21 protein-coding genes are annotated in these 25,666 nt (G+C 59.2%); 7 read left to right on the plus strand and 14 right to left on the minus strand.

Annotation, left to right across the window (positions count from 1 at the left end):
* Positions 1-25: 25 nt before the first annotated feature.
* From BK667_RS05180 to yaaA, 9 genes are all read right to left on the minus strand, one after another.
* Positions 26-1,150 (minus strand): mannuronate-specific alginate lyase, encoded by a 1,125-nt coding sequence (locus BK667_RS05180; RefSeq protein WP_123507799.1) that lies wholly within the window; start codon positions 1,148-1,150, stop codon positions 26-28.
* Positions 1,151-1,157: 7 nt separating this feature from the next.
* On the minus strand, positions 1,158-2,615 hold the full coding sequence (locus BK667_RS05185) for an alginate O-acetyltransferase (protein ID WP_123596986.1): 1,458 nt from the start codon (positions 2,613-2,615) through the stop codon (positions 1,158-1,160).
* A 10-nt stretch (positions 2,616-2,625) separates the two neighbouring features.
* Positions 2,626-4,212, minus strand: coding sequence for a mannuronan 5-epimerase AlgG (algG, locus tag BK667_RS05190; protein WP_123596987.1), 1,587 nt, complete (start codon positions 4,210-4,212; stop codon positions 2,626-2,628).
* A 26-nt stretch (positions 4,213-4,238) separates the two neighbouring features.
* The gene (locus tag BK667_RS05195; protein WP_123596988.1) at positions 4,239-5,723 is read right to left on the minus strand and encodes an alginate export family protein; all 1,485 of its coding nucleotides are present in this window, start codon (positions 5,721-5,723) and stop codon (positions 4,239-4,241) included.
* Entirely contained in the window at positions 5,720-7,222 is a 1,503-nt protein-coding gene (algK, locus tag BK667_RS05200; RefSeq protein WP_123596989.1) for an alginate biosynthesis TPR repeat lipoprotein AlgK, read from the minus strand. The genes BK667_RS05195 and algK overlap by 4 nt, the downstream gene beginning before the upstream one ends.
* A gap of 15 nt (positions 7,223-7,237) precedes the next feature.
* On the minus strand, positions 7,238-8,407 hold the full coding sequence (locus BK667_RS05205; protein ID WP_123596990.1) for an alginate biosynthesis protein Alg44: 1,170 nt from the start codon (positions 8,405-8,407) through the stop codon (positions 7,238-7,240).
* 36 nt (positions 8,408-8,443) lie between these two features.
* The gene (alg8, locus tag BK667_RS05215; RefSeq protein ID WP_123507809.1) at positions 8,444-9,925 is read right to left on the minus strand and encodes a mannuronan synthase; all 1,482 of its coding nucleotides are present in this window, start codon (positions 9,923-9,925) and stop codon (positions 8,444-8,446) included.
* A 95-nt stretch (positions 9,926-10,020) separates the two neighbouring features.
* The gene (locus BK667_RS05220; RefSeq protein WP_123507811.1) at positions 10,021-11,337 is read right to left on the minus strand and encodes a nucleotide sugar dehydrogenase; all 1,317 of its coding nucleotides are present in this window, start codon (positions 11,335-11,337) and stop codon (positions 10,021-10,023) included.
* An 803-nt stretch (positions 11,338-12,140) separates the two neighbouring features.
* Complete coding sequence (gene yaaA, locus BK667_RS05225) at positions 12,141-12,920, minus strand: peroxide stress protein YaaA (RefSeq protein WP_123596991.1); 780 nt, start codon at positions 12,918-12,920, stop codon at positions 12,141-12,143.
* Positions 12,921-13,295: 375 nt separating this feature from the next.
* Between yaaA and BK667_RS05240 the strand changes: the two genes are divergently transcribed.
* The 6 genes from BK667_RS05240 to aotJ all read left to right on the plus strand — a co-directional run bounded on the left by BK667_RS05240 (position 13,296) and on the right by aotJ (position 18,652).
* Positions 13,296-14,420 carry a polysaccharide deacetylase family protein gene (locus tag BK667_RS05240; protein WP_123596993.1) on the plus strand — a complete coding sequence of 375 codons (1,125 nt, stop codon included), beginning with the start codon at positions 13,296-13,298 and terminating at the stop codon, positions 14,418-14,420.
* Positions 14,421-14,768: 348 nt separating this feature from the next.
* Complete coding sequence (locus tag BK667_RS05245) at positions 14,769-16,163, plus strand: PhoH family protein (RefSeq protein WP_054049712.1); 1,395 nt, start codon at positions 14,769-14,771, stop codon at positions 16,161-16,163.
* A gap of 238 nt (positions 16,164-16,401) precedes the next feature.
* Positions 16,402-16,875 carry a cyclic pyranopterin monophosphate synthase MoaC gene (gene moaC, locus BK667_RS05250; RefSeq protein WP_123507817.1) on the plus strand — a complete coding sequence of 158 codons (474 nt, stop codon included), beginning with the start codon at positions 16,402-16,404 and terminating at the stop codon, positions 16,873-16,875.
* Positions 16,872-17,114 carry a molybdopterin converting factor subunit 1 gene (gene moaD, locus BK667_RS05255; protein ID WP_123596994.1) on the plus strand — a complete coding sequence of 81 codons (243 nt, stop codon included), beginning with the start codon at positions 16,872-16,874 and terminating at the stop codon, positions 17,112-17,114. Before moaC ends, moaD begins: the two co-directional genes overlap by 4 nt.
* A 2-nt stretch (positions 17,115-17,116) precedes the next feature.
* Complete coding sequence (gene moaE / locus BK667_RS05260; RefSeq protein WP_123596995.1) at positions 17,117-17,569, plus strand: molybdopterin synthase catalytic subunit MoaE; 453 nt, start codon at positions 17,117-17,119, stop codon at positions 17,567-17,569.
* 306 nt (positions 17,570-17,875) lie between these two features.
* Positions 17,876-18,652, plus strand: coding sequence for an L-arginine-binding protein AotJ (aotJ, locus tag BK667_RS05265; RefSeq protein WP_123507823.1), 777 nt, complete (start codon positions 17,876-17,878; stop codon positions 18,650-18,652).
* 132 nt (positions 18,653-18,784) lie between these two features.
* Here aotJ and BK667_RS05270 read toward each other — a convergent pair whose 3' ends face one another.
* The 5 genes from BK667_RS05270 to BK667_RS05290 all read right to left on the minus strand — a co-directional run bounded on the left by BK667_RS05270 (position 18,785) and on the right by BK667_RS05290 (position 24,103).
* The gene (locus BK667_RS05270) at positions 18,785-19,411 is read right to left on the minus strand and encodes a helix-turn-helix transcriptional regulator (RefSeq protein WP_123507825.1); all 627 of its coding nucleotides are present in this window, start codon (positions 19,409-19,411) and stop codon (positions 18,785-18,787) included.
* Between the two features lie 89 nt (positions 19,412-19,500).
* The gene (locus BK667_RS05275; RefSeq protein ID WP_123596996.1) at positions 19,501-20,628 is read right to left on the minus strand and encodes an NAD(P)/FAD-dependent oxidoreductase; all 1,128 of its coding nucleotides are present in this window, start codon (positions 20,626-20,628) and stop codon (positions 19,501-19,503) included.
* Positions 20,629-20,763: 135 nt separating this feature from the next.
* On the minus strand, positions 20,764-21,711 hold the full coding sequence (locus tag BK667_RS05280) for an ornithine cyclodeaminase family protein (RefSeq protein ID WP_123596997.1): 948 nt from the start codon (positions 21,709-21,711) through the stop codon (positions 20,764-20,766).
* A gap of 139 nt (positions 21,712-21,850) precedes the next feature.
* Complete coding sequence (gene rhlB / locus BK667_RS05285) at positions 21,851-23,338, minus strand: ATP-dependent RNA helicase RhlB (protein ID WP_123596998.1); 1,488 nt, start codon at positions 23,336-23,338, stop codon at positions 21,851-21,853.
* A 108-nt stretch (positions 23,339-23,446) separates the two neighbouring features.
* Positions 23,447-24,103, minus strand: a complete 657-nt coding sequence (locus BK667_RS05290) for an alpha/beta hydrolase (protein ID WP_123507833.1) — start codon at positions 24,101-24,103, stop codon at positions 23,447-23,449.
* Positions 24,104-24,572: 469 nt separating this feature from the next.
* On the opposite strand from BK667_RS05290, the gene BK667_RS05295 reads away from it, so the two are divergent.
* On the plus strand, positions 24,573-25,604 hold the full coding sequence (locus BK667_RS05295; RefSeq protein WP_054049693.1) for an amino acid ABC transporter substrate-binding protein: 1,032 nt from the start codon (positions 24,573-24,575) through the stop codon (positions 25,602-25,604).
* Positions 25,605-25,666: the final 62 nt, after the last annotated feature.

The raw sequence follows: 25,666 nt of genomic DNA on the forward strand, positions 1-25,666 counted from the left end.
GCGGAGCGTGGGAACGATCAATGACTCAACTGCCTTTGTTGCCTTTTTCATTGGCCGGGTCGTAGACCTTGGTCAGGTCACCACCGAGGCGGAACGTTTTGAACGGTTGCATCTTGTGCTTCTGCGCCAGCACATCCGGCGAGCAGGTGTAGAGCGAGCAGAACGGTTCGAGCCAGGCGAATTTCGAATCGACCTTGAGGTCTTTCATGTCCTGTTCCTTGCCGTTCTTCTTCTCGAACTCTTCCGGATCTTTCACACCGGACAACACTCGATCACCCAGGCGTTTCAGCGCACCGTTGTTTTCCTGACGCAAATCCACACCATTGACCAAGGCGAAACTGGCGATCATCGACAGCGGCGGCAGGGCGTAGTTGTGGTAGGAGAGGGCGCGTTGCTGGCGCTTGAGTTCGTTCGGCAGGAAGCCCTCGGCATCAATCTGATTGGCGCCGACTTTGTATTCCTTCACCGACCAGTCGAACAGGTCGCGGCGGTTGGTGGCGATGGACGTTGCCATCACCGACCAGGCGGACCAGTACGAGTGGTTGTTGGTTTTGTCGAGCGGCAGGTTGTCCCAATCGCTGACCACCTGGTCGGCCATTTTGCTGAACCAGGCTTCGATCAACTGCGACTCTTGCTGGTGATTGGCCAACGGATGCGAGTCGGAGAACTTCAGGCGAATGTACGACGAGGCCATGCTGCCCAACGCCCATTTGCGCATCGATTTGCCGGTGTGGTTGAAGTCCTTGGACATCAACGCATCAGCCTTGGCCCAGGCGGTCAGCCAGTTGAGCGTGCATTCGAGTTGTTCCGGGCGACCGTCACGCATGAACTGCATCACGCGCTTGCTGGTGCCGCGTTCCAGTGTGGTGATGTCGGCGGTGGTGTCGCGGAAGGCTTTTTCCGACTGCACGTTCAGGGTCGAACGGGCCTTGTCGCTGCCTTCATACTTGCTGCGAAATTGCAGCGGGCCGGTGTAGGGCGTCGGCATCGCGTCACAGCCTTCGCTGCTGTCGCCGGTTTTGACTTTTTCAATCGGCGCGAAGTAGCCCTGGGGCGGACGCAATGGCGCGGCGGCCTGGGTGGCGCCGGCGAACATCGCCAGGGTCAGCAGGGAGGGCGCGAGTAAATTCTTCAATGTTCGGGTTTGCATATGAACCTCATTGCCCGGCCTGAGCGGTATGTTGCCCAGCGCCTGGGAATACGTTGCGTTTGCAGATTTTCGCGTCGACTTTTTGTGGCGCGGCACCCGCTTCAGGGCCTTCGACTTCGACGGCCAGCAGATTCTGCGAGGCCCAGTCTTCGTCGGTGCGCAACTCAAAGGCGAAACGCCCGTCGGTGTCGGAGGTTTCCGGTTTTTCGATTTTGATGTCCTCGTGGCGACCGTTCATGTACCAGAGGGTGGCGTGCAGGACTTTCACCGACGCATCGGCGAACTGGATGTCGACCTGGTGACTGCTGTTCTGCAGGTTCAGGTTCTTGCTGTTGACCATTAATTCGTTTTTGCCCGGTTTCAATGTGGTGCTACCGGTCATTTGGGTTTCCTTGCCTTCGCAACCGTTGTCCAGCAGCGCCATCATCTGGCGGTAGATGGTTTCCTGGTCGAGGCGATAGAGCGGCGAGAATTCCCAGATGAGGATTTTCGGCGGCTTCTTCTGGAACTCGTCGCTGCCCAGGTACTGCAGCATCGAACCTTCCAGGCCACCGCCAGGGAATGCCACGTTGAGGATGTCGGCACCGATCGCCTCTTCGAGGAAACCGGCGAAGTTGTAGTTCTTGCCACTGTGGCTGGTGCCGACCAGGGTGATCTCCGGATTGCCGGAGTCACTGAACAGATCGCCATCGTCCGCTTCGCCTTTCGGCTCCGTGGTGAACTGATCCATGTACTGGATCGCGTAGCTAGTGCCACAGAGTTGACCGGCCATGTTGTGTAATGTTCCGGTCTTGCCCATGCGACCCGACTTATGGCTCTCGAATTCGCGTTTCGGCACGTCGGCGAAGGCCGGCATTTGCTTGATTTGCTCACCGACGATTTTCGCTGTGCGCTGGGCGCCGTACGGCGTCCAGTGTTGGTCACCGCGGAAGTAGAAATCGTGGGCCGGCAGGGTGTCGGGCAGCGTTTCGTTGGTCAGCGGCGACAGGTCTGGCACGGTGTAGCCCATGGCTGCGAAGCGCCCGAGCATGGTTTTGTAATTGCGCAGGGCCTTGTCGAAATCGTACTTGGCCTTGTCTTCCGGGTTGAGCTTGTTGCGGTTCACCAGGCCACGGGTTGGCTGGTAGACGACCACCAGTTCCACGCCTTTGCTCTTGAACGCATCGTGCAGTTCTTTCATGCGTTTGTAGCCGGCAGGGGAGGTGTCGAACTCGGTGCGCAAGTCTTCTTGCGTACGGAACAGCCAGTCGCCCTGGGCCTGTACCAGCGTGGTGAAGTTCTGCTGGTAACGGGTGGTGTAGTTCTTCGCGTCGTGGGCTTCCGGGCACAGGTTGCAGCACGGGTCGGCGGTGAAACTTGGTGCTTTGACGGCATTGGCATCGTCGGCACGGGCGCCGGCGCTGGCCGCAAGAATCCCGGCGGTCAGGGCCGACAGGCTGAGTAATTTGATCAAGTGTGGGTGCATAAAATTATCCTCAGTCCCGCATTTCGGTCTGGCGTTCGACAGGGTCGATCAGCACGGCTTTCTGCTGGCGCACCAGCAGGTCGAGAATTTCATCCTGGCGCTCGCCAAGAATCCCGTTGAAGCTGATGCCACTGGATTTGGTCGGCGCGAGCATGGACACGCGGTACAACTCGACGCTCAGCGGCGAGTCGATGGCCAGCGGTCCGCTGCCATTGCCGGCCAGTTCGCCGCCGACCACGATCAGCGACACCTGGGCGTCGAACGGGTCGAGCTTGATATCCCGGTCGGTGTCGCTCAGGTCCTTGATGTGGCCGTAGACGCCGGTCAGGCCGTTGGCCATGGCGAGGTTTTCGTAGAGGCGAATGTTCACGCTGTTACGAATCCGGATGCCGTGGCGCTTGTTGCCCATCACCTTGTTGCCCCACAGCAGGTTGTCGCCACTCTCGTAGAGGGTGATGCCGTCCGTGTGGTTCTTGTAGATCTCGTTGTAGGCGACCAGGTTGTTCACGCTGTTACGGTCGATGACCAGCCCCGAGAGGTGGTTGTCGTAGCTGCGGTTGTTGAAGATGAAACTGTCGTTGACCTCACGGGAAATGATGATCCCGTGCTTCTTCTTGGTCCCGTGCACGGTGTTGTCCGCGATGATCAGACCGTGGGAACGGTCATGCGGGTCAATGCCGTAGACGATGTTGTCCTTGTAGGTGTTGCCCTTGACGACGAAGTCGCGGGTTTCGTAGCAGTAGAAGCCGTACCACATGTCCGAGAACTCGGAGCCGACGATCCAGCCGGTCGGTTCAGGGCGCTTGAGCACCTTGGCCATGTTCGGCGTGTACTGGGAAATACTCACGCCGTAGGACTTACTGTTGGCGTAACCGAAACTGGCGATCTTGCTGTTGGCGATGTAGGTCTCGGTGCCGCCCCAGGACAGCAGGAACGGACGGAATTCCTTCGGCGTCTTGAACAGCGCCGGACCATTGTTCTTCTCGCTCCACCCGGTGATTTTGGTGTCGCGCACAAACAGCTGGCCGTCGTTGACCAGGAACGAACCGGCCTCTTGGGACAGGCGCAATTCCTGGGTCTGCTTGTCGATTTCGAGGATGCCCTTGCGGCCAACCACGATTGGCAACTTCGCCAGGTACACACCCGGCGAAGGCTCGCTGATGTACTTCGGTTCTTTCTTGGCCAGGTCCTTGAGGTTCATGTAGCCGTCGTCGACGAAGATCGCCTGCGGGATGCCGTGCTGACGCACCACCCACTCGGCCATCTTGTTGTCGCCGCCGATGAAGTCCTTCAAGGCGTCTTCCTGCATCATCCGGCGCACGCTGGCCTTGCCCGGTTTGGTTCGCACGACTTTCGCGGCGATGGCTTCGGCGGTGTAGCCGGAAGTGTCCGGCAGCTTCGGCTTGGCCAGGTTCAGCGGCTCGGTCGGTGCGCTGCTGACGGTATAGGTCTTGGCTTGCTGCAGTCCTTTGGCCAGGGTGCTCGGTTGGCCTTTTTGTGCAGGCGCAACCGGCTCCGCATTGGCGAAGGCGACCGAGCTGGCCAGCAGCATCGCGCCGGCCAGCAGCGTGATCGAACCTCTCTTCGGATAGGTCATGTCGGGCACTCCTTTCGCGGCTCGCATCAGAAGCGCCAGATCACGTCGATAAACGCGCGGTGCATGTACGAATCGACTTCTTTGCCGTAGGCATCGCCGGGCTTGAACACACCGCCACGGAAACGCACCAGGGCCGAAGGCTCGTCGATCGACTGACTCAAAGCAGCAGGCAGCAGCCCTTGCTTGAAGTACTTGGTGACCACCAGGTCCATTTCCTGACCGAGGTCTTTGTTGCCATCCTGCAGCGGCAGGGAGGTGCTGGAGAGCACGGCGCCGGTGACGTCGTCGGTGTTGTTCTCGACGGCGTTGATACCGTTGCTGCCCACCGGCTTGCTGCCGTCCACGCGCCAGAACTTGTGGTACACGAGACTGGCGTCGTATTCGTCGTTGAGCATCCACGAACCGAACAGGGTCGCGGTTTGCATGTTGTTCATTTCGCCACGGAAGGCTTCGCCGAAACGGTGAACCCGCGAGCGAGTACCGGTGTAGTTCGAGCGGTTACTTTCCAGGCCGTTCTGTTCGTAATCGGCGCTGGCGCGGGCATAGGCTGCACCGACTTGCCATTGCGGATCGAGGCGCAGACGCACGCCGACATCGGTGGCCCAGCCGTTGAGGTCTTCACCGGTCTTGGCTTCGGTCGGACGAGTGCCGTCGGCATTCAGCGCGTTCACCGTGTCGGTGTCGCCGCTCATACCGGTGATGCTGCCCCAGTAGTTGACGGTGTTGGTGTTGCGCCAGTTGTAGGCGTCGCTGTCAGCGGTGAGGCCGAGCCAGGTGATGTCGCCGTTCTGTTTCTTGTCCAACGAATCGCCGGCCACACCCGGTTCCGGGTAGTTGAGCTTGCCGTCATCGTGGGTGTGATGACCGCGAATGCCGACCCAGTTGCCCGGGGTCCACTGATACGCCGCATCGGCGTAAGCGTGCAGGCGATCCTTGTCTTTTGGCGCCAGCTCTTTCAAGTCGGTGCGGTACTCGCTGAAGCGTTCGGCCACACCGGCGTTGGCGCGCAACAGGGTGGTGTCGAAGGTCCAGTTCAGGGCTTCGATGTTGGTGTCGCGCCATTGGCCGTCGTCATTGCGCAGGCGTTGGCGACCGAGCTTGAGCATCTCGCCCGGGTAAGGCGTGAGGCCGCTGTATCCGACCCAGAACTCGCGCATGGCCAGGTAGTTTTTCTTGGACTTGCGATCACCGTTGTCGGTGGCCTGGTTGGTGTCGTCGGCTTGTTGCAGGGTGTCGGTTTCGATGATGTCGGTAGACGTCACCGCTTGACCCATCGCATAGGCGCTCCACGCGCCGCTTTCACCGTAGACCCAAGGACGCAGGTCGAGGCCCAGGCCATTGACGTCGCCGCCCTTGGCGGTGCCGAGGTCGGCGTCGTCTTCGGACTGGCCGGTGACTTTCACTTCAAGACCGTAGTTCTTGGCTTCGGTCATCGCGGCGAGGGTCGGACACGACCACATCAGGGCGAATGTCAGGCCAATACCGGCCTTAACGAATGGATTGAGCTTCATAGTTTTTCCTCGCCGTCTTCTTCTTGCAGGGCTTGCAAATCCAGCTTGTTCTGGCTCGAGGAACCACGAACGGCCTGTTCTTGTTTCAACAGGCGTTGGGCCTCGGCGAGCTGGGCAGGCGGCAGTTGGGCTTCGAGTGTTGTCGCAAGCTCATTGGCTTGCGGGGTGTCTTGAGCCTTGGCCAACTGGCTGAAGACGTAAGCGTTAACAGGGTTGGGCTTGGTGCCCTTGCCTTGGGAAAACAGTTGGGCGATGGCGAAGTCGGCGCTGTTCTGACCGTTGCGCGCAGCGGTCAGCAGGTGATCCAGGGCTTTCTGCGAATAGACCTTGCCCAGGTAACCACGACGGTAAATCTGGCCGAGGTAGTAATCGGCGGCCACTTCCCGGCCAACGGCTTTCTGGAAGTGTTCTTCGGCGACCTTGGCGTCGGCCGGCACCCATTTGCCTTCGTAGTAGAGCTTGCCCAGCAACAGTTCGGCGCGGGGTTGATCGGCAGCGCGACCGTTGTCCAGGTACTTCATCATCGTGTCGACGTCACCGAGTTCCGGGAAGTCGTACAACAATTGCGCCAGGCTGACCCAGGAAGCGGGGTAGCCAGGGGCGATGCCTTCGAGCAGCGACTGCGCGGTTTTCTCGTCGGTCTTGCCCAGGGTGGCATCACCCAGGACGCGAGCGACGCTGTCCACGCGCTGCGCGGAAACGGTGCCGCGAGCGTGAGCGGCTTGCATCTGCTTGATCAGCTCGGCGGTTTGCTCTGGCTTGGCTTGTTTCTGGTAGACCGTGGCCAGTTCGACGTAGCAGATATCGGTGGTGTTCAGCGCCGCTTTGCAGATGCTTTCGACTTCGTCCAGGTGCTGGTCGTACGTGCCCTGGGTGCGATACAGCAGCACTTGGGCCAGGCCCGCTTCCGGTTTGCCTTCGGCGCGCCATTGGCTGATCTGCTGCTGGGCGTTGACGCTCGGGAAACTGTGCGGGTATTGCAGGTACAGCATCGCCAGCGGAATCAGCGTGTTGCCTTCGCCATTGGCCCCGGCTTTTTTCAACAGGCCTTCGGCTTCGTGCTGTTCGGCTTCGGTGGAACCGGGCTTGGCCACCAGCAGGCGACCGAGGCGAGCCTGGGCTCGCGGCGAGACGTCGGCTGCGGCGCGGTAAGTCGCTTCGGCCAGTTTCATCTGCGCCGGGTCGCGGCTGTCGACCTGGATATCGGCCAGGCCGACTTGCGCCTCGCTGTAACCCAGGTCGGCCAGTTGCTTGTAATTCTGCTGCGCCAGCGCGGTGTCGCCGCGCTTGAGGGCTTCGTTGGCCAGGCGTTGGTCGGGCAGGCCGGCGCAACCGGCGAGGCTGACCGCCAATGCAACTGCGCACAGTGATCCAATGTGGGAGCGAGCCTGCTCGCGAATGACGCGCTGCGGTGCATCAGGCAGACCACATTGTTCCTTTCGCGAGCAGGCTCGCTCCCACAGGGTGTGCGGTGTATTGAGGATTTTTTTAATGGTCACAGGCATGTCCTCGACTTAAATACCGGCGGCCATGGCTTTGTCGATCAGCCAGTTCAGGTTCGGGCCACGATCGCTGTTCACTTCCACCGGGCGACCGGCGAAGGTGGTGTCCAGCGGCTCGTCAGGCTTGATCTGTACGCGGATGTCGGAAGACAGGTCGGCGCTTTTCAGGCTGGTGCTGCTGACGATCTTGCCGGTGCGGGTCTTGTCTTCGCCGGCGATTTCGAATGTCACTGGAGCACCTGGACGCACGTCGGCGAACTGGCGATAGGTGAAGCGCGCGTCGATGTTGGCTTCGCTGTTGCGCGGCACCAGGGTAAAGATCACGTCGCCCTTGCTGGCGTACTGACCGTTGCCGACCAGTTGCTGAGCCACGGTGCAATCGCACGGCGAAGTCAGGGTGCCGGTCATTTGCTTGCCGAACAGTTCTTCAACCTTGGCCGGTTGCAACTGGTCTTCGTCCAGATGGCCCTTGAGGACATCGAGCATGCTGGTGCTGAAGGTCGCCAGCGGTGCGCCTTTGGCAGCAACGCCGTCACTTTTCACCAGGCTCTGCACGGTGCCGTCGCGGGGCATGGTGATGTTCATGCCCGGTACGCTGACGATGCCGGCCTGGGCGTGGCTGACGAAGTACATGCCGTACACCGACTTGAAGATGAAACCGAACGCCGCGAGGCCAACGAGGAAAATCGCGAAGCTGAACGTCACTGCACGCAGACGACCGAACGGGGTCATGCCGTGGCCGCCGTCCTTGACCTTGCGCGCCTTGGTGAAGTTGTCGCGCTGCAGGGTCGCCAGCACTTCACCCATGCTGACGATGTCGCCGGCCAGGTGAGAGGTGATCAAGTGACGCAGGGTCGAGATGTCTTGGGATTCCAGGTTCTGGAACTGGCAGCCGACACGCCCGGTCGGGCGATCGAAGGAGCGGACCTGCAATTCCACGTCCATGGTCAGGCCGAGGTTATCGATGACGAATTGCAGGCGAGCCTTGTACACCTCGCCGATTTTCAGCGGCAACTGACCGGCGTTGAACGCCAGGCCGCCGGCGGAAAGGTCGATGACCCGGGCATCGACCGGGGTCCGGTCAGGGCCGAAGAACCGCAGCTTGGCCGGGATTTTCACTCGGGCGTGTTGGCGCTGGGCTTCGGATTCGTGCACTACGTTGGCGTTGACGGCGGTATTCATAGGGGCAATGTCCTGGTTAATTCAATAAGGGGGCGGTCAGACCATCATCAGCAGCACGGCGACGAAAACGCTGCCGGCGGAGAAGGTCATGGTCCGAGACGACCAGGTGTTGAACCAACGTTGAAAGCTGGCGAGATCACGGGTCAATTTGGTGTCCTGGCGAGTCCAGGATTGTTGGTCGAGGCGGAAGAACACGTAGATCTTCACCAGCGCGCCGACGATCTGGTTGTAATAGAGAATCATCGGGTAGGCCGGGCCGACCCGGTGACCGGAGCACGACAGCAGCAAGGTCAGGATCAGGCGGGTGATGCCGATCCACAGCAGGTACGCGAGGATGAACGCGGCGCCGTACTTGAAGCTGGCGATGATCGCCACCGTCAGGCCCAGCAACGAAGTCCACATCGATACGCGCTGGTCGAACAGCACCACCGAGGTAAACAGACCGAGGCGTTTCATCCCCAGGCCCAGGGCACGGGAGTTCTGGCGCAGGTTGTTGCCGTACCAGCGGAACATCAGTTTGCGGCTGGCCTTGATAAAGCTTTTTTCCGGCGGGTGTTCCACGGTGTGGATCGCCGCGTCGGGGACGTAGAAGGTGTCGTAGCCCAGGCGCATCAGGCTGAACCAGCTCGACTTGTCGTCACCGGTCAGGAACTTGAAGCGGCCCAGGCGCCAGTGTTGCAGCGAGTCACTTTCCACGTCGGCGATGAAGTCCGGGTCGGTCACGACGGTTGCGCGGAACACCGACATCCGGCCGGTCATCGTCAGCACGCGTTTGGACAAGGCCATCGAGCACATGTTGATGTGGCGTTGGGCGAACCGCAGTTTGTGCCATTCGGCCATGATGTAGCCGCCACGCACTTCGCAGAACTCGTTGGTGGTCAGGCCGCCGACATTGCCGAACAGCTGGAACCACGGCACGGTCTTGAGCACGACGCCGGGGGCGAGCACGGTGTCGCCATCGATCACGGCTACCACTGCGCGGTCATCCGGCAGGTGACGGGAGATGGCGCGGAAACCGTAGGCCAGGCCATCGCGCTTGCCGGTGCCGGGAATGCGCACGAAGTCGAGCTTGACCCGATCCGGCGGATTCATCCGCGACCACAGACTCTTGACCAGCTTCTCATCGGACATTTCCACGATGGAGCAGACCATGGTGGTCGGCAGGCCGCAGTCGATCGCTTCGCGAATCACCGAGGCGTAGACCTGGGCGGTGGTCAGGGCGTCAATGCGAAAACTGGTGACCATCAGGAACACATGGGATGGGTCTGCCGATTTACCCAGCTTGCGCACTTTGCGCCGCAGGTGCGGGTAGACCACGTACAGGAACAGCATGCCGCGCAGAAAGTGCGTGGCACCCATCGAGTAACGCCAGATCCCGATGAAACCGATCAGGAAGATGAAATCCTTCGAGTCGGAGTCGAACGTGGATGAAGGCAACGCCATGGCGATGCCCATCAATAAACTTAGGTAAAACAGCCAACCGGCGGCCTGTAATAGGCCGTGCTTTAGCCTGTGCATAATCGGAATCCTAAAGTCAGTTGAAAGCTTCAAGCCTCAAGCTGCAAGTGAAGAGCGCTTAACTTGCCGCTTGAAGCTTGTCGCTTATTGCTGCTTTACCAGCAGATCCCTTCGGTGCGGCCACTTACGCTAGTGGCTTTGGACATGAAGCCGACCAGGTCGATCACTTGCTTGCCGTGTGGAGCCTGTTCCGCCAGGGCGCGGAATTTCTCGTCACGGTTGCCGAGGATGATCACGTCGGAGTTGTTGATCACGTCGTCGAAGTCGGAGTTGAGCAGGGACGAAACGTGCGGGATCTTCGACTCGATGTAATCCTTGTTCGCACCGTGGACACGGGCGTACTCGACGTTGCTGTCGTAGATGCTCAGGTCGTAGCCCTTGCCGATCAGCATTTCTGCCAGATCCACCAGCGGGCTTTCGCGCAGGTCATCGGTGCCGGCCTTGAAGCTCAAGCCGAGCAGGGCGACTTTGCGTTTGTCGTGGCTGGACACGATGTCGAAGGCGTTCTGCACTTGCGACACGTTGCTGCGCATCAGCGAATTGAGCAGCGGCGCATCGACGTCCAGGGAACCGGCACGGAAGGTCAGGGCGCGCACATCTTTCGGCAGGCAAGAGCCGCCGAACGCGAAGCCTGGACGCATGTAGTACTGCGACAGGTTCAAGGTTTTGTCCTGGCAGACCACTTCCATCACTTCGCGACCATCGACGCCGACAGCCTTGGCGATGTTGCCGATCTCGTTGGCGAAGGTCACCTTGGTGGCGTGCCACACGTTGCAGGTGTACTTGATCATCTCGGCGACAGCGATGTCCTTGCGGATGATCGGTGCGTCGAGTTCTTCGTACAGGGCTTGCAGAACGTCGCCGCTCGCGGTGTCGAATTCGCCGATGACAGTCATCGGTGGCAGGTCGTAGTCGGCGATCGCGGTGCTTTCACGCAGGAACTCTGGGTTGACCGCCACGCCGAAGTCGACGCCGGCTTTCTTGCCCGAGCAATCTTCGAGAATCGGGATGACAACGTTTGCGACCGTGCCCGGCAGAACGGTGCTGCGAACCACGATGGTGTGGCGGGTGGTTTTGTCACGCAGGACAAACCCGATTTCGCGGCACACGGCTTCGATGTAGTTCAGTTCCAGGTCGCCGTTCTTCTTGCTCGGCGTACCGACGCAGATCATCGACAGGTCGGTGTCACGAATCGCTTCGGCGAAGTTGGTCGTGCCGCGCAATTTGCCCGTCTCGATGCCCTTCTGCAGAAGTTCGCCCAGGCCCGGTTCAACGATCGGCGATTTGCCGGCGTTGATCATATCGATCTTGTCTTTGGCAACATCGACGCCAATGACGTCATGGCCACGTGCAGACAGGCAACCGGCACATACTGCACCGACGTAACCCAAACCAAATATGCTGATGCGCATCGCATTTACCTCTGTAATTATCAAGCCATTAAATGGCCGGAGTTAATGGTGTTCAGCGGTCATAGTGCACTCGCAAGTGCATGCTTACAGGCGCCACAGTGCAGCGTGCAGGCAAACTAAGTTCCGAGTGACTAAATAAGTGCACTCAAGATGTGCGCAACTAGGCCTTATTATTGTGATGTGCCCTGTTATGCATCCTGTCCCCTGTTCAGGGGGCAATTGTGCAAAGGTCATGCGCGCTCAATGTCAGGCTGAAGGCCCGTAAATCAAGCGGTTGGGTGCTCGGATGAGCACGTTTATAGGGGCGCTGCCTTGGCCGTATAGGGGATAGTAATGGTGCGTATCTCCTGTCCTATTGGTGCTGCCCAAATAAGAGGTCATCAAGCACAAGTTAGTATGACAACTTCGCTACATGGTCCTCGTCTCTGCGTAAGTTATCTCCTACACGCTCAGGAAGAATCGTTACCGGTGGTATGAACGACGCATTTGGACATAGTTCCTGTCCGCCCATCGCGAATTCTGAAATTTCTTGAAATATTGAAAAAGATGGCACTGCTTTCAAATTGATAGCACTTACGGTTTGGCCCTTTATATATAGGGTAATTGTCGAATTAGATGGGTAAGTGCCACCACTGTTAAAAAATGTCAGTGCCACTACTGAAAAAAATCACGATTGTCGAGTGAAACAAAAGTTAGAAATTGCAGTGATGTATTTTTGGCGCCAATAGAATGGCGAAATGGCGGGGAATTGTTGGACGATTAAACAGTGCGCACGACCAGTGGTCGTGCGCCGAATGAGTGCATTACTCGGGGGCGTGATCGCGCAGAAATACCAGGTTGTCCGGTTTGGATTGTTCGGCACTGTAGCGGTAACCCTGGATGTCGAACTGCTTGAGGGCTGCCGGGTCGTTGATACGTTCTTCGATAACGAAACGGCTCATCATCCCGCGAGCCTTTTTCGCGTAGAAGCTGATGATCTTGTACTGACCGTTCTTCAGGTCCTTGAACTCGGTATTAATGATGCGCGCGTTCAAGGCATTGCGTTTGACCGCCGAGAAGTACTCGTTGGACGCCAGGTTCAGCAGCACATCGTCACCTTGATCAGCCAGAGCTTCGTTCAGCCATTCGCTGATCCTTGTGCCCCAGAAGGCGTACAGGTCCTTGCCACGGGCATTCGCCAGTTTGGTGCCCATCTCCAGCCGATAAGGCTGCATCAGGTCCAGCGGGCGCAGCAGGCCGTAGAGCCCGGAGAGCATGCGCAAATGCTGCTGGGCGTAATCGAAATCGGCCTCGCTGAAGGTTTGAGCATTCAGGCCGGTGTACACGTCGCCCTTGAAGGCCAGCAGCGCCTGCTTGGCGTTTTGCGGGGTGAACGCAGGCGTCCAGCTGCCGAAACGCGCGGCGTTGAGCCCGCCGATCTTGTCGGAGACGTGCATCAACTCGCTGATCTGCGCCGGCGTGAGGTCGCGCAGCTGCATGATCAGCTCCTGGGAATGGTCCAGGTATTGCGGCTGGGTGAAGCGCTGGGTGGCCGGCGGTGTTTCGTAATCGAGGGTCTTGGCGGGGGAAATCACCATCAGCATGAAGTCGTCTCCTTTAATCGTGGGGCGATTCTAGGGGGTTGCGCTTGATGACTCCAGCTATCAAGTCCATAGGTGATCGGTGGCCATGCACAAAACCCTGTGGGAGCGGGCTTGCTCGCGAAGACGGCGGCACATCCAACATCAAAGTCGCCTGACACACCGCTTTCGCGAGCAAGCCTCGCTCCTGCAGGAGTTTGGCGTCGTGCGGGATGATCGTTCCCACGCTCCGCGTGGGAATGCAGCCAGTGACGCTCCGCGTCACCGCCAAAGCGGACGCGGAGCGTCCGGGGAGGCGTTACCACGCAGAGCGTGGGAACGATCATGTCGGTGGGATCAGCTATAGTGCCGCGCGGGTTTTGTTATGGAGACATCCCTTTGCGTATCGTTCTTTTATTCTCGGCCTGGCTCTTGAGCTTCGGCGCCCTGGCGGCGCCCGGTGATGTGGCGACGCTTGATCGCAGCACCTGGCCGGAACAGCTCACCAGCCCGACCCTGTTCGATGTCGCGTCCCGGGCCGAAATCCTCATGTTCGCCCGCGTCCTGCTGGCCAGCGAATCCCTAGATGAACCGAGTCTGGCCCAGCGCCTGGGCCTTCGGACAATTAACCTGGATTCGGTCAATAACCTGCGCCAGCGCATGTGGCGGCGCCTGCTGACCAACTACAACTTCGCCCAGCAGAGCTGCGATCAGGACGCATCGTTCTGTTTCCTGGTCGAAGACCTGCCGACCCTGCGCGAGCAAGCGGCCAAGTTCGTGGTCAGTGATGACAGCTTTTATATCAAGTGGTCCGAACCGAGCCGCTTGTTCCACGCCCAGTACCTGGACGAACAATTGCGCAAGGCGGCGCTGTTTCCGCAAACCAGCAGTGAAGTCGATCGTTTCGGCGACTACGAGCGCAATGGCGACGAGATGCATGACCGGCTGTTTCTGCTGACCTTCGACAGCGCCGCCAATGCCATTCCGGACAACACCGCGTGGGTCACCGAATACCTGCGCAAGTCGAACATCAATGGCACCTTCTTCGTGCTTGGCAAGGACATCCAGGCGCGTCTGGCCGAACGTTCGGTGGCGAGCCTGCAAGCGACGTATTCACAACAATGCATTGGCGTGCAGGGTTGGGAGTTCCGTTCCCACAGCCACTGGCAAGACTGGCAGGACTCGGTGAAGCGCAGCGCCGAACTGGTGAAGAACAAACTGCCGGAGAACTATGTGCCGCTGTTTCGCCCGCCGGATGGCCAGCGTCGTTCTGATGCGCAAGGATTCTTTGAGTCGCAGGGTTTGCAGGTGGCGCTGTGGGACATCGATCCCCAGGACGGCGCCGGCAAGCTCAAGGGCAGCCAGAGCGCCCAGCGAGTGCTGACCCTGATGCTTTTATGGCGCCACGGCGTGATCAATTTCAATGTGAAGCAGGATGCGCTGAAAACGTCGATGCCCTGGCTGATCACGCAAACGGCGCAAAGCGGGATCGGTTGGGAAGACTGTCAGGAGGCGTTTCGCTGAAATCTGAAAAACCCCGTATTCATTGGGGCAGAGGGCAGGGGAGGGTGATTTTTAGCGGAATTTCGATGCAGGCGGACTTCCGACTTTAACGGCACAATGCCTGCACGCCAAGGGCTATTCGTCACTCTGAAAAATAAACTTCAAAAAAACGTCAAAGTGCTTTTTTCTGTCATGGGTTTTGGAGTATTACGAAGACAGACCGCCGAAACCTGCAACACAGGTGGCGTCTCCCAAGACCCCAGTTTGTGTGCAGTTCACTTGATCCCTTGCAGGTGAATTCGGCAGTCACTTCGAGGCGCAGCACCGTCGAGGTATTGCGTCGAATGGCTCCCACAAAGGTGACCGAGTATGGATGATCACGGACGTAGTTCTTCTTCCAACCAGCCAATCCTTTATGTACTCGATACCAACGTATTGATTCACGATCCAAACGCCCTGCTTAACTTCGAAGAACACCACGTTGCGATCCCGATGACCGTGCTTGAGGAGCTGGACAAGCTCAAGAGCGGGCATCACAGCGTTGCGGCCGAATGCCGTCAGGCGATCCGCCTGATCGACAAGACCCTGGGCGATGCCAGCCCCGAGGATGTCGAACTCGGTGTGCCGATCCAGCGCGGCAAGAGTGGGCCCAAGGGTTTGCTGTCAATTCTGATGAGCAAACGCGCGGAGCCGAACATCATTCTGCCCGAGCACCTGAACGACAACATCATCATCAACCAGTTGATCGACCTGCACGCGCGCGAACCCAAACTGCCCGTGGTGCTGGTCACCAAAGACATCAACATGCGCCTCAAGGCCCGGGCGTGCGGGATTGCGGCCGAGGACTACAGCACCGACCAACTGGTCGACGACGTTTCGCTGCTGCCTAACGGTTACCACAACATGACCGGCTCCTTCTGGGACCTCGTGAGCAAGGTCGAAACCCGTCAGGACCACGGCCGCACCTGGCATCAGGTGAAGCTGATCGACAACCTGCCGGCGGTGCATATCAATGAATTCATCATCGACGAGCAGGGCTTTGTCGGCTGGATCAAGGAGATCGAAGAAGACCGCCTGCTGATTCTCGACCTGCATCAAGAGCCCCTGTTGCACCAGGAAGCCTGGGGCCTGAAACCGCGTGACATCTATCAAAGCCTGGCGCTCTACGCCTTGCTCGACCCGGACATTCATCTGGTCAACCTGTCTGGTGCGGCCGGTTCCGGTAAAACCATCCTGGCCCTGGCCGCTGCGATCGAGCAGACCATGGTCAGCAAACGCTATCGCCGTATCATCGCCACTCGTAGTGTGCAGGGCCTGGACCAGGAGATCGGCTTCCTGCCCGGCACCGAAGCGGAAAAAATGGAGCCTTGGCTGGGCGCCATCACCGACAACCTCGAAGCCTTGCACATGGATGACGAAAACACCCATGGCAGCGTCGACTACATCCTCAGCAAAGTGCCGTTGCAGTTCAAATCCCTCAACTACATTCGGGGTCGCAGCTTCCAGCAGAGCCTGATTTTGATCGATGAATGCCAGAACCTCACGCCGCACCAGATGAAAACCATCATCACCCGTGCCGGCGCCGGTTCCAAAGTGGTGTGCCTGGGCAACCTGGCGCAAATCGACACCCCTTACCTGTCCGCGACCAGCTCCGGGCTGACGTACCTGACCGAACGCTTCAAAGACTTCCCTAATGGTGTGCACATCACCCTGCAAGGGGTGCCTCGTTCCATCCTGGCCGAATACGCCGAAACGCATCTGTAACCGCATCACCCGAACCGGGCGGCCCCAAAAGCCGCCCGGTTTTTTGTGCCCCACTCAAAACCCTTGTAGGAGCGAGGCTTGCCCGCGAAGACGTCGGCACATCCAACATCAACGCGACTGACATACCGCCTTCGCGGGCAAGCCTCGCTCCTACAGGGATTGGGGTGATTGGATAATCAAACGTGCGAAAATTTGACCCGCAGGTTTACAATCGACGCTCCTGATCAGGAGTAACCCTGTGCTGACTCATCTCGATTCCCAAGGTCGCGCCAACATGGTCGACGTCACCGAAAAAGCCGTGACGTTCCGTGAAGCGACCGCCCAAGCGCTGGTGCGTATGCAGCCCGAAACCCTGCAAATGATCGTCAGCGGTGGTCACCCAAAAGGTGATGTGTTCGCCGTGGCGCGCATTGCCGGCATTCAGGCAGCGAAGAAAACCAGCGATCTGATTCCCCTGTGCCATCCGCTGATGCTCACTGGCGTCAAGGTCGAACTCAGTGCCGAAGGCGACGACACCGTGCGCATCGTCGCGCGTTGCAAGTTGTCCGGGCAGACCGGCGTCGAGATGGAAGCACTGACCGCCGCCAGCGTCGCGGCACTGACCATCTATGACATGTGCAAGGCTGTGGACCGGGGCATGACCATCGAAAGCGTGCGGCTGCTGGAGAAACTCGGCGGCAAGAGCGGGCATTTCCAGGCGGATCCGTCATGAACGTTACGGTGAAGTTTTTCGCCCGTTACCGCGAAGCGCTGGGCGTGGACTCGATCAAGGTAGAAGGCGATTTCGCCACGGTGGATGACGTGCGGGCGCTGCTGGCCCAACGTGATGACGCCGAAGTGCTAAGCGAACAAAACCTGATGTGCGCCCGCAACGAAGACCTTTGCCAGCTCGACGAACCGGTGAGCGACGGCGATGAAGTGGCGTTCTTTCCGACCGTGACCGGGGGCTGATCATGGCGATTCGCGTGCAGTCCACGGCGTTTGATCCGGGCGCTGAAGTCAACGCCATGCATGCTGCCAATGTCGGCGTTGGGGCGGTGGTGAGTTTTGTCGGTTATGTGCGCGACTTCAATGACGGGCTCGACGTGGCGGGGATGTTTCTCGAGCACTATCCGGGCATGACCGAAAAGGCCCTGGGCAAGATTGCCACCGAGGCCGAACAGCGCTGGCCACTGCTCAAGCTCGAAGTGCTGCACCGCATCGGCGCCCTGGAACCGGGTGAGCCGATCGTCTTCGTCGGCGCCGCCAGCGCCCACCGCCAGGCTGCGTTCGATGCCTGTGCCTTTGTCATGGACTACCTCAAAACCCGCGCGCCGTTCTGGAAGAAAGAAAACACCAGTGATGGGCCGCGTTGGGTAGAAGGGCGGGACAGTGATCATGTGGCGGTGGATCGTTGGAAGCGGTGATTTTGTAGCGCCCTCAAGTACGCCTTCGCGGGCAAGCCTCGCTCCTACAGGTTGTTGTCGATCACAAATTTTGTGGACGACACTAACCCTGTAGGAGCGAGGCTTGCCCGCGAAGAGGCCATCCGCAACCCCAAAAACCCCCCTGATTCATCACCCGACCAGAGGCCCGGACGATCTTCTCGCGCGCGATTGACGATTTATACATAAAAGTCCAGTATGGAATTATAAGTACAAAAAAGGCGTTCCCCCCCGTTTCAGCTTTTTCTTCTGTCTTGCCAAACCAACAACAACCGCGAGAAAACGAACATGAAGAAATACCCCCTCATCACCGGTCTGGCCCTGAGTCTGTTGGCGTGCAGCAGCGTGTTCGCCGCCGAGAAAACCCTGCGCATCGGCATCGAAGCGGCGTATCCGCCGTTCGCCTCCAAGACCGACAAGGGCGAGATCGTCGGTTTCGACTACGACATCGGCAATGCCCTGTGCGCGCAGATGAAGGTCAAGTGCATCTGGGTCGAAGGTGAATTCGACGGTCTGATTCCTTCCCTGAAAGTGAAGAAAATCGACATGGCGCTGTCGTCCATGACCATCAACGAAGACCGCAAAAAGTCGGTGGACTTCACCCACAAGTACTACTTCACTTCATCGCGCCTGGTGATGAAGGAGGGCGCGGTGGTGGATGACCAGTACGCCAGCCTCAAGGGCAAGACCATTGGCGTGCAGCGCGCCACCACCACTGACCGTTACGCCACCGAGGTGTTTGAACCGAAGGGCATTAACGTCAAACGCTACGGCAACAACGAAGAGATCTACATGGACCTGGCCGCGGGTCGTCTCGATGCGATTTTTGCCGACACCATTCCGCTGAACGACTTCCTGTCGATGCCCCGTGGCAAAGGCTACGCGTTTGTCGGGCCGGAGCTCAAGGATCCGAAATACGTGGGTGAGGGCGCCGGGATTGCGGTGCGCAAGGGTAATGCCGAATTGGTCAGCGAACTGAACACGGCCATCGATGGCATTCGCGCGAATGGCGAATATCAGAAGATTTCCGACAAGTATTTCAAATCTGATATTTACGGCGACTGACAGATCGCCTTCGCGGGCAAGCCTCGCTCCTACAGTTTCAATGTTGTTCACGCGATGGGCGAACAACACAAAACCTGTAGGAGCGAGGCTTGCCCGCGAAGAGGCCCGATCAAACAACACATCGCTCAGGGCCTAACCCTTCAATTCCTTCAAATGCTTGTACACCGTCGCCCGCCCCATGTTCAGCACATTCGCCACGTAGTTGGAGGCGCTTTTGCCTTTGAACGCGCCTTCGGCGTGCAGCGCCAACACCAGTTCGCGTTTGTGGTCGCGGGTCAGCACATTCAGGCTCAACTGACGTTCCCGCAGCCAGGCGTGCAGGAAGGTGTTGATCCGTTCCTGCCAGTCATCGCGGAACAGTGAGTCCGGTTGCGGGATCAACTTGGTCGGCGACAGGAACAGATCCAGCGCAGCCTTGGCATTTTCGAACAGCGAAATATTCAGGTTGATGCACAGCACCGCCAGCGGATGGCCGTCTCTGTCGCGCAGTACGCTGCTGAGGCTGCGAATCTTCTGACCATCCCAGTTGAGCTTTTCGTACGGCCCGATGTTTCGTTCGCTGACCTCTTCGCTGAGCATGTCCTCCAGCGCCGAGTCATCCCCGATTTCCCGCTTCGACAGGTTATTGGCGATGTAATCGACTTTCTGCGTGCGCAGATCGTGCAGCACCACCTCGGCGTGAGGAAAGAACAGCGTGGCGATGGCGTCGGCGATCGCTCGGAAATTATCCAGGGCCGGGTCTTTTTCAGGTGCATTCATACAAGGAGCTCCAGGCAACGTCAGCGCCCCATCAAACAGGGCGCTGGAAGTTTGCCGCAATCCTGGCGACACGTCACCCAAGTCGCCGCTCAACCCAGGCGCGCCGGGGAGAGCATCGCGGCGTCCAGGCCGAAACGGCTCAGTTGTTCAGGCAAGGCTTCACCGCGCACCAGCGCAGCGCTGGCCTGACCCATGGCTGGTGACGTCTGGATGCCGTAGCCACCTTGCGCCGCGACCCAGAACAGCCCCGGCACCTTCGTATCGAAACCGGCCAGCAAATCACCGTCGGGCACGAAACTGCGCAAACCGGCCCAAGTGCGGGTCGGGCGGCGGATGGTCAGGGTGGTGGCTTCTTCGATCTGGTAAATGCCCATGGCGATGTCCAGTTCTTCGGCTTGCACGTCGTGGGGTTCCACCGGGTCGGCGTTGGCGGGGGAGCCAAGGAACATGCCGGCGTCGGGCTTCATATAGAAGCACTCGTCGAGGGCTACCAGCATCGGCCAGTGGTGGATGTCCACGCCTTCAGGGCCGGCGAAGATGAACGCCGCCCGGCGTTTGGGTTGCAGGCCCACGGGCGCGGCACCGGCCAGTTCGCCGATCTTGTCAGCCCAGGCGCCAGCGGCGTTGATGATGATCGGCGCGCTGAAGGTCTGGCCGTTGGTTTGTACGTGCCACAAACCGTCGGCGTCGCGGGCCAGGCCCAGCACTTCGTTGTCGGTATGGACTTCGCCTTTATTGCGCTTGATGCCGCGCAGGTAACCTTGATGCAAGGCGTCGGTGTCGATGTCGCAAGCGGTTGGATCGTAGATCGCTCCATGGACTTTTTCCCGACGCAGGATCGGCAGGCGTGCGCAGGCTTCTTCGGCGCTGAGCAGTTGCATCTGCGGCACCGTGGCCTTGGCGCTCAGGTATTGGTTGTTCAGTTCGTCCGGGTCACCGGTGAAATCCACGGTCATCTCGCCGCGCGGGGTCAGCAGCGGGTGATCGCAGAAACCGGTGGGCGGGGCGTCGAAGAAGTCACGGCTGGCCTGGGTCAATGCCCGAACCTGTGGCGTGCCATAAGCGGCGGTGTACAGCGCCGCCGAACGTCCGGTGGAGTGATAGGCCGGATGGGTTTCGCGTTCCAGCACGATGACGCGCCCGTGTTGCGACAGCCAGTAACCGGTGGAAGCGCCGGCAATCCCGCCGCCGATGATGATGAAGTCTGCCTGGCTCATGAACGTCTCCTGTGGGGGCGTAAATAATGTTCCCTTGTAGGAGCAAGGCTTGCCCGCGATGACATCACCGCGGTTTTTCAGACAGACAGGGGCGTCTGCATCGCGGGCAAGCCTTGCTCCTACAGGTTCGTGGGGTTAGTGCTGGAGGTGGTAGAGGGCATTCGCCAGCGCAATGTCTTCCAGGCCCAGGCCAATGGAGCGGAAGAATACGTGGCGGTCGTAGCCAGGACGCGGCACCTTGCCGCTCAGCAGGTCGGGCAGGTCACCGACAATCGCGCTCTTGTCCCAGCCATGTTGTTCGCCAGCGATCAGCATTTCGCCTGCCGAGCCCGGGGTGGTCTGACGATAGTCGCAGAACACCTGCATGTCGTTGAGGCGCTGGGGCGGTACTTCGTGGGCCCGTGGCGCGTTGGTGCTGATCGAGGTGATCAGCGCAGGTCGGCTCAGGGTGGCCGGATCAATCACCGGGCCGGCGGACGAGGTGCAGAGCATGATCACGTCAGCGTCCTGAATCGCTGCTTCGCGACTGTCGACGAGGGTCAGCCGTGGGTCGAGGCTTTGCAGCTGTGCCCGGGCGTCGGCATTCAGTTCGCTCAAGCCCGGCGAGTACAGGCTGATGCTCTGCCAGTCCCGCAAGGCCTTGACGTAGTGCACGTGCGCTTGGGCGACCTTGCCGCTGCCGATAATCGCCAGGCGCGTGGCGTTCAGCGGGGCGAGGGCATCGACTGCCACGGCGGTGGTCGCGGCGGTGCGGGCGGTGGTCAACTCGCCGGCATCGCAGAGCAACAGTGGCTGGCCGGTTTGCATCGACATCAACAACGTCCACGCCGTGACCAGCGGACCTTGCTCGCGCACGATGTAAGGCGACGTCTTGACCCCGTAAACGCCATCTTCGGCCAGTACACCCAGGTAATTGATGAAGTCGCCGGCACCCTGGGGAAATTCCACCAGTTGCTGCGCCGGTTGCACGGCTTGCCCGGCGGCCAGGTCACGGAACAGCTTGCGCAGGATCTGCGGCACATCGACCTGTGCCAATAGCTCGCGGGCCTGAAGTTGATTGATCACATAGGGCGTACTGGACATGGTCGGCTCCGGGCGCTGGAAGTAAACTAATTTGTCCATTATGGACTTTTAGTTTTGTCGAGCAAGCTCCCGTTGAAAAAACCAGACGAAAAAAAAGCGCAGTCCGTTGCCGGCTGCGCCTCTTTTTAACGCGCCTTCGTTACGGGCGCTTGCGCTCAACCGCCCGCAACAGATGCGTCGGTGGCGTTTCACAGCTGATTTTTTTACCCAGCAACGCCTCGATGGACGGCAACTGGTAGGAGTCATCTTCACCGGCGAAGCTGATGGATACGCCATCGGCACCCGCACGGCCAGTCCGACCGATGCGATGCACGTAGTCGTCCGGCACTTCCGGCAGGGTGAAGTTGATCACGTGGCTGATGCCGTCGATGTGAATGCCGCGACCGGCAACATCGGTGGCCACCAGCACGCGAATCTTGCCTTCGCGAAAACCTTCCAGGGTTTTGATGCGCTTGTGCTGCGGCACGTCGCCAGACAGCTGCGCGGCGTTGACGCCATCGCGCACCAGGCGTTCTTCGATGCGTCGCACTTCATCCTTGCGGTTGGCGAACACCATCACCCGCTCCCAACCGTTGTCGTTGACCAGGTTGTAGAGCAGTTTGTATTTGTCGGCACCGGCCACGGCGTAGATGTGTTGCTCAACGTTTTCGCTGGCCACGTTCTGCGACTCGATCTCGACGATCGACGGGTCGGTGGTCCACTGCTTAGCCAGGTTCATCACGTCTTCGGTGAAGGTCGCGGAGAACAGCAGCGTCTGACGCTCGTTCTTCGGCGGCGTCTGGCGAATGATCTGACGTACTTGTGGGATGAAACCCATATCGAGCATGCGGTCGGCTTCGTCCAGGACCATGACTTCGACCATGTCCAGATGCACGTCGCCGCGCTGGTTGAAGTCCAGCAGACGGCCCGGGGTGGCGACGAGGATGTCGCAGTGACGGGCTTCGAGGTGCTTGAGCTGCTTGTCGAAGTCCATGCCGCCGACAAACGTCATGACGTTGAGGCCGGTGTACTTGGTCAGGTCGGCGGCGTCCTTGGCGATCTGCACCACCAGTTCGCGGGTCGGCGCGATGATCAGCGCCCGCGGTTCACCCATGTAGCGTTCTTTGGGCGGCGGGGTTTCCAGCAACTGGGTGATGATCGAAATCAGGAACGCGGCGGTTTTACCGGTGCCGGTCTGGGCGCGACCGATGGCATCTTTGCCGGCCAGGGTGAAACCGAGGACTTGCGCCTGGATCGGCGTGCAATACGGAAAGCCCAGGTCCTGAATGGCGTGCATCAGTTCAGGGGCAAGCTTGAAATCGTGGAAGCGGGTTTTGCCTTCCAGGGGCTCGACGGCGAAGTCTTCGAGTTTCCAGGGAATAACCGGGGCCTTTGGCTTCGGTTCGCGACGCGGTTTTGCAGGTTTCGGGGTTTCGCTGAGCGGTTGTTCGGCAGCGATTGCCTCGACAGGTAGGGCGGCCGGTGTGGTCACGGGCTCTTGTTTCGGTGCCGCTGCGGCTGCGGTCCGGCCAGGCTGACGACCGTCGGTGCGGTGGCTGGGGGTGTGAGACGGAGCGCTGGCGACTGGCGCGAGCTGCTCAGTCTCGCTTTTACCGAACATTTTTTTGAGTGCTTTGAGCACGGTCATCTCATCAATTGGTTAAGGAATGTACGCCGGCCAGTGTAATGCAAGAATCGGGCGCGGCGTAGCGGGATGATCAAAGGAGGCTAAAGGACGTTCTTTTCATATAAAGAGTTAACGCAGGCGCTCGGCGAGCCAGGTGCCAATATCGCGAATTTCTTCGGGTAACACTTCGTGGCCCATTGGGTATTCCTGCCATGTCACGGTGACACCACGCTGCTTTAAATGCTCAAAAGCGCTACGGCCCATGGCGTTTTGCACAACGTCATCGTATTGGCCGTGCAGGCACAACACAGGAATGCGTTGCTGGCTGGCGGAAAGCTCCAGTTCATCGCTGAACGTCGGGGCATAAGTCGACAGGGCAAGTACGCCACCCAGCGGTCCCTGCCAGTTCAGGAAAGCACTGTGCAGCACCACGGCGCCGCCCTGGGAGAAACCGGCCAGGAAGATGCGCGAGGCGTCTATTCCGCTGGCCTTCTGCTCTTCGATCAGCTCGATAACCATTTTGGCCGACTCGTCCAGCTGCTCGCGGCTGATGGCGCGTGCCGGGTTCATGGCCAATATGTCGTACCAGCTCGGCATCTCGTAGCCACCATTAATGGTGACGGCACGGGTCGGTGCCTGGGGCAGAACGAAGCGAGTGGTCAGCAAGCTTTCCTGTAGCGCTTCGGCCACCGGGAGAAAGTCGAAGCGATCGGCGCCCAGGCCGTGCAGCCAGATGACGCAGGCGTCTACGGGCTTGACGGGCTGAAGAATCAAGGGCTGGGTCATTGTCTGCTCCAAATGTGTGCGTGCGCTCTCATTGAGTGCGTGATCCGAGTGCGCGTCAGGTTGATCAGTTAAGAAGATGTCGCAAGGCTACAAGTTTTGCTATTGACCTGTCGCTGAATCGCTTGAGCGAGCGGTGTGGTACGGGCTTTGCTATGGGGAAAGCTGTGCAACCAATCTCGCGCCTGGCGGTAACACTATCAGTGTACTGCTGACGACGGGATAGCAAAGAATCCGGTGATGGATGTTCGCCAGCGGCCGTTACGGGCTTAGCGAACGTGAAAGGGCTACAGCCCGTTCGGCCGATTGGTGAGAAGTGAGTTGTCCATGATGTGGATTTTCTCCTACTAGACTCATAGCTAAGGTCTTACGTCGGTTGACCCCAAAAAAAGCCAACACGGGTCAACAACGCCTCAAAAGGGTGCGACTGGACTCTCGCTCCGACACAACAAGAGCAAAACTGGAGGTTTGAATGAAAATGTTGAAATCCACCCTGGCTATCGTGACTGCAGCCGCAGTGCTCGGTGTCAGTGGGTTCGCTCAGGCGGGTGCAACCCTGGATGCAGTGCAGAAAAAAGGTTTCATTCAGTGCGGCGTGAGTGACGGTCTGCCGGGTTTCTCGGTTCCGGACTCCACCGGCAAGATCCTCGGGATCGACGCTGACGTCTGCCGCGCTGTGGCAGCCGCCGTATTCGGCGACGCCACCAAGGTCAAGTTCAGCCAGTTGAACGCCAAGGAGCGTTTCACCGCGCTGCAGTCCGGCGAAATCGACATTCTTTCGCGTAACACCACCATGACCAGTTCCCGTGACGCGGGCATGGGCCTGAAATTTCCTGGCTTCATTACTTATTACGACGGCGTAGGCTTCCTGGCCAACAGCAAGCTGGGCGTGAAAAGTGCCAAGGAACTGGACGGTGCAACCATCTGCATTCAGGCCGGTACTACCACCGAGCTGAACGTTTCCGACTACTTCCGCGCCAACAACCTGAAATACACCCCGATCACTTTCGACACCTCCGATGAAAGCGCCAAGTCGCTGGAGTCCGGTCGTTGCGACGTGCTGACTTCCGACAAGTCGCAGCTGTACGCACAGCGCAGCAAACTGGCTTCGCCAAAAGACTACGTGGTACTGCCGGAAACCATCTCCAAAGAACCACTGGGTCCAGTCGTGCGTAACGGCGATGACGAGTGGCTGGCGATCGTTCGCTGGGTTGGCTACGCGCTGCTGAACACTGAAGAAGCCGGTATCTCTTCGAAAAACGTTCTGGCTGAAGCCAAGTCCACCAAGAACCCGGACGTTGCCCGTATGTTGGGTGCTGACGGCGAATACGGTAAAGACCTGAAGCTGCCGAAGGACTGGGTCGTCAAGATCGTTTCCCAAGTCGGTAACTACGGCGAAATCTTCGAGAAAAACCTCGGCAAGGGCACTCCGCTGGAAATCGACCGTGGCTTGAACGCCCTGTGGACCAACGGCGGCATTCAATACGCACCACCAGTGCGCTGATGGTTCTGTCACCCGGTGGGCCAACCACCGGGTGATGTTCTGTTCCATTATTTCCGGGGCAC

The sequence above is a fragment of the Pseudomonas frederiksbergensis genome (assembly GCF_003732705.1).
Taxonomy (GTDB): Bacteria; Pseudomonadota; Gammaproteobacteria; order Pseudomonadales; family Pseudomonadaceae; genus Aquipseudomonas; species Aquipseudomonas frederiksbergensis_F.

Excerpts from the sequence above, each read along its gene's own strand:
- BK667_RS05180 (WP_123507799.1), bottom strand. The coding sequence starts at position 1,150 with ATGCAAACCCGAACATTGAAGAATTTACTCGCGCCCTCCCTGCTGACC.
- BK667_RS05185 (WP_123596986.1), bottom strand. The coding sequence starts at position 2,615 with ATGCACCCACACTTGATCAAATTACTCAGCCTGTCGGCCCTGACCGCC.
- algG (WP_123596987.1), bottom strand. The coding sequence starts at position 4,212 with ATGACCTATCCGAAGAGAGGTTCGATCACGCTGCTGGCCGGCGCGATG.
- BK667_RS05195 (WP_123596988.1), bottom strand. The coding sequence starts at position 5,723 with ATGAAGCTCAATCCATTCGTTAAGGCCGGTATTGGCCTGACATTCGCC.
- BK667_RS05205 (WP_123596990.1), bottom strand. The coding sequence starts at position 8,407 with ATGAATACCGCCGTCAACGCCAACGTAGTGCACGAATCCGAAGCCCAG.
- alg8 (WP_123507809.1), bottom strand. The coding sequence starts at position 9,925 with ATGCACAGGCTAAAGCACGGCCTATTACAGGCCGCCGGTTGGCTGTTT.
- BK667_RS05220 (WP_123507811.1), bottom strand. The coding sequence starts at position 11,337 with ATGCGCATCAGCATATTTGGTTTGGGTTACGTCGGTGCAGTATGTGCC.
- yaaA (WP_123596991.1), bottom strand. The coding sequence starts at position 12,920 with ATGCTGATGGTGATTTCCCCCGCCAAGACCCTCGATTACGAAACACCG.
- BK667_RS05245 (WP_054049712.1), top strand. The coding sequence starts at position 14,769 with ATGGATGATCACGGACGTAGTTCTTCTTCCAACCAGCCAATCCTTTAT.
- moaD (WP_123596994.1), top strand. The coding sequence starts at position 16,872 with ATGAACGTTACGGTGAAGTTTTTCGCCCGTTACCGCGAAGCGCTGGGC.
- moaE (WP_123596995.1), top strand. The coding sequence starts at position 17,117 with ATGGCGATTCGCGTGCAGTCCACGGCGTTTGATCCGGGCGCTGAAGTC.
- aotJ (WP_123507823.1), top strand. The coding sequence starts at position 17,876 with ATGAAGAAATACCCCCTCATCACCGGTCTGGCCCTGAGTCTGTTGGCG.
- BK667_RS05270 (WP_123507825.1), bottom strand. The coding sequence starts at position 19,411 with ATGAATGCACCTGAAAAAGACCCGGCCCTGGATAATTTCCGAGCGATC.
- BK667_RS05275 (WP_123596996.1), bottom strand. The coding sequence starts at position 20,628 with ATGAGCCAGGCAGACTTCATCATCATCGGCGGCGGGATTGCCGGCGCT.
- BK667_RS05280 (WP_123596997.1), bottom strand. The coding sequence starts at position 21,711 with ATGTCCAGTACGCCCTATGTGATCAATCAACTTCAGGCCCGCGAGCTA.
- rhlB (WP_123596998.1), bottom strand. The coding sequence starts at position 23,338 with ATGACCGTGCTCAAAGCACTCAAAAAAATGTTCGGTAAAAGCGAGACT.
- BK667_RS05290 (WP_123507833.1), bottom strand. The coding sequence starts at position 24,103 with ATGACCCAGCCCTTGATTCTTCAGCCCGTCAAGCCCGTAGACGCCTGC.
- BK667_RS05295 (WP_054049693.1), top strand. The coding sequence starts at position 24,573 with ATGAAAATGTTGAAATCCACCCTGGCTATCGTGACTGCAGCCGCAGTG.